Origin of the sequence: Caloranaerobacter sp. TR13 (genome assembly GCF_001316435.1) — a bacterium.
Classification (GTDB): Bacteria; Bacillota; Clostridia; order Tissierellales; family Thermohalobacteraceae; genus Caloranaerobacter.
The window spans coordinates 1-3533 of sequence record NZ_JXLL01000037.1 but is presented as its reverse complement, the minus strand read 5'-3'; the positions used below and the strand labels follow the sequence as shown (position 1 = coordinate 3533).

Genomic DNA, 3533 nt, shown 5'->3' with positions numbered 1-3533 from the left:
CTAGTACCCAGTACCTAGTACCCAGTAATAATAAACATAAAAGTCCGAAATGATAATACTTTATTTCGGACTTTTACTACTGAGTCAATCTATCACACACATTAGTGTGGCATTATGAACTTTAATACAAATAATATTCCTAAAATATACATAATAGGTGAAACCTCTCTTTGCTTACCTGTTAATAGTTTTAGTAAAATGTAAGAAATTATACCAAATACTATACCTTCAGCGATACTGTAAGTTAACGGCATCATTATTATTGTCAAGAATGCTGGAATTGCTTCTGTAAAATCTTCTAAATCTATTTTTTTAATTGGTGACATCATAAATAAACCAACTAATATTAGAACTGGTGCAGTAGCAGCACTTGGAATCATTATAAATAATGGTGAGAATAATAAAGCTATTGCAAACATCCCTGCAGTTGTCAATGCTGTTAAGCCTGTTCTACCACCCTCAGCTACTCCTGATGCACTTTCTACATAAGTTGTAACAGTACTTGTCCCAAAAATAGCTCCAACAGTAGTACCTAAAGCATCGGCAAATAAAGCCTGTTTTGCTCTAGGAAGCTTACCTTCCTTATCTAACATATCTGCCTTAGATGCAACTCCTACTAAAGTACCAATAGTATCAAACATGTCAACAAATAAGAATGTAAATAAAACTATTAACATATCTAAACTAAAAATATTTGAAAAGTCAAATTTGAATGCTATAGGTGCTATTGAAGGAGGTATACTTATAAATTTCATTCCTTCAGGTAACTGTGTTACGCCCATAGGTATACCTATTATCGTAGTAACAATAATTCCTATTAATAATGCACCTTTTACATTTCTAGCTAACAAAACACCTGTAATTACTAAACCTATAAGTGCTAGTAGTGGTGCTCCACTTGTTATATCACCTAATTTAACTATTATTCCATCTAATTTATCATTTCCAACATGAAACATACCAGTTTTAACAATCCCTGCATTAACTAGTCCTATAAAAGCTATAAATAAACCAATTCCCACTGAAACAGCATGTTTTATATTTAATGGAATACAATTTATGATTGCTTCACGAACATTTAAAAATGTTAATATAATAAATATAATTCCTTCTAAAAATACTGCTGTCAGTGCGAATTTCCATGAATATCCCATTCCCAAAACAACTGTATAAGCAAAGAAAGCATTTAACCCCATACCTGGTGCCAACGCAAATGGATAGTTTGCATAAAGAGCCATTACTAATGTTGCAATAATAGCTGATAAAGCAGTTGCAGTAAATAATGCTCCAAAATCCATACCAGTTGCTGATAAAGTTAATGGATTAACTATAAGTATGTACGCCATTGTCATAAAAGTTGTTATTCCTGCTGTAATCTCTGTTCTAATATTTGTGTTGTTTTCTGATAGCTTAAAAAATTTCTCCATTGTTAGCCCCTCCTTAATTTATTGCTTAAAAATAATTTAAGCCCAGTCAGGGTAGGTTTATGCTATAAGTGAAACCTACCCGACCGGGCTTTTATCCCCTCGGTGTGATATTACACATAGTAATACCTGTACCGCTCGGACCAGACAAAAACATTACATAAGAGTAAGGTTTTTCGGAACCCTAGGTACACTTTCACTCATAGTCAGGCAATTTACGGTTGCCTGGTAGAAACTCCCCAGCCATATTCCAGGGATTATATGAGTGTAAAATATTTCGTTTTCCTAAGCTAATAATAACAAATTAAAATATATAAGTCAATATATTTTGCGAATATTAAATATAGTTAATAAAAATAAAGTTTGTTATAGTACGAACATTTATCTATTCCCATTCAATAGTTCCAGGTGGTTTGGATGTTATGTCGTATACTACTCTATTTACATTTTCTACATTGTTAACTATCTTATTTGATATTTCCTCTAATACATCAAATGGTATTTTAGCCCAATCTGCTGTCATTCCATCTGTACTAGTTACTGCTCTTAACACTATTAAATGACTGTATGTTCTTTCATCTCCCATAACCCCTACACTTCTTACATCAGGTAGAACAGCAAAGTATTGCCAAATCTTTTTATCAAGTCCATTTTTCTTAATTTCTTGTCTAAATATCCAATCAGCTTCACGAACTATTTCTAATTTTTCTTCAGTTATTTCTCCTAGAACTCTTATAGCCAATCCAGGACCAGGGAAAGGTTGTCTATTTACTATTTCATCTGGTATATAAAGCTTCCTTCCAACTTCTCTTACTTCGTCTTTAAATAATAATCTTAGAGGTTCTATTATTTCAAAATCAACATCTTCTGGAAGTCCGCCTACATTATGATGACTCTTTATAACAGAAGCTTTATCAGTTCCACTCTCTATAACATCTGGATATATTGTACCTTGAACAAGATAATCAACTTTACCAAGCTTACTTTTCTCTTCTTCAAAAACTCTAATAAATTCCTCACCTATTATCTTTCTCTTTTTCTCTGGGTCAGTTACGCCTTTAAGCTTATTTAAAAATCTATCCTTTGCATTAACCCTTATTAAATTCATATCAAATTTATCTCTAAATATTTTCTCTACCTGATCCCCTTCATCTTTTCTAAGTAAACCATGATCAACAAAAATACAAGTAAGATTATGCCCAATCGCTTTATGGACTAATACTGCTGCAACAGAAGAATCTACTCCTCCTGACAATGCACATATAGCTTTTTTGTCACCTATCTTCTCCTTTATTTCTCTGATAGATTGGCTGATAAAATCCTCCATAGTCCAATTAGGTTTACATTCACAAATGTTATAAATGAAATTTTTAATTATATCTCTGCCTCTTTGAGTATGTTCTACTTCTGGATGAAATTGGACTGCAAAAATATTTTTATCTTCATTTTTCATTGCTGCAACAGGACAAGAATCTGTACTTGCTATAACCTTAAAACCTTCAGGAAGTTTTTCAATAAAATCAGTATGACTCATCCAACATGTTATATACTCTTCAAAGCCTTTAAATAAATCACTATTATAGATAATTTCTAATTTAGTCTTTCCATATTCTCTAGAATCGGCTTTACTTACTTCTCCACCAAAAGCTTGTGCAATCAACTGTCCACCATAACAAATTCCTAAGATTGGTAAACCTAAATCAAAGACTCCCTGCTTACATTTTGGAGAATTCTCTGCATAAACACTAGCAGGCCCTCCTGAAAAAATAATTCCCTTTGGAGATTTAGCTTTTATTTTTTCAACATCATAATCATGAGGTATTATTTCACAATATACATTTGCTTCTCTTACTCTTCTAGCTATTAATTGACTGTATTGACCTCCAAAATCAAGTATTAAAATCAAATCATTCTTCATCATACTACCTCCGTTTTTTTAGTTACCAGTTGCCAGAGATCAGGAAATTACTAGTTGCCAGTTGCCAGAGAACAGATGACAGGAAGTAGATATTTAAAATTTAAAATTTAGAATTGATAATTAATAGTTAATAAACTATTAACTATCAACTGTTAACTGCCAAGTAATTTTCCATTTTCAATTTTTAATTT

At 32.0% G+C, this 3533-nt stretch carries 2 protein-coding genes and 1 riboswitch; both genes read right to left on the bottom strand.

The genetic code is table 11. The features are described 5' to 3' along the window. Positions 1-101 precede the first annotated feature (101 nt). On the bottom strand, positions 102-1427 hold the full coding sequence (locus tag TR13x_RS10685) for an NCS2 family permease (protein ID WP_054871925.1): 1326 nt from the start codon (positions 1425-1427) through the stop codon (positions 102-104). 180 nt (positions 1428-1607) lie between these two features. After that, positions 1608-1709, bottom strand: a riboswitch (purine riboswitch). 100 nt (positions 1710-1809) lie between these two features. Next, positions 1810-3342: a glutamine-hydrolyzing GMP synthase gene (guaA, locus tag TR13x_RS10680; protein WP_054871924.1), complete on the bottom strand. Its 1533-nt coding sequence runs from the start codon at positions 3340-3342 to the stop codon at positions 1810-1812. Positions 3343-3533 lie beyond the last annotated feature (191 nt).

Excerpts from the sequence above, each read along its gene's own strand:
- TR13x_RS10685 (WP_054871925.1), bottom strand. The coding sequence starts at position 1,427 with ATGGAGAAATTTTTTAAGCTATCAGAAAACAACACAAATATTAGAACA.
- guaA (WP_054871924.1), bottom strand. The coding sequence starts at position 3,342 with ATGAAGAATGATTTGATTTTAATACTTGATTTTGGAGGTCAATACAGT.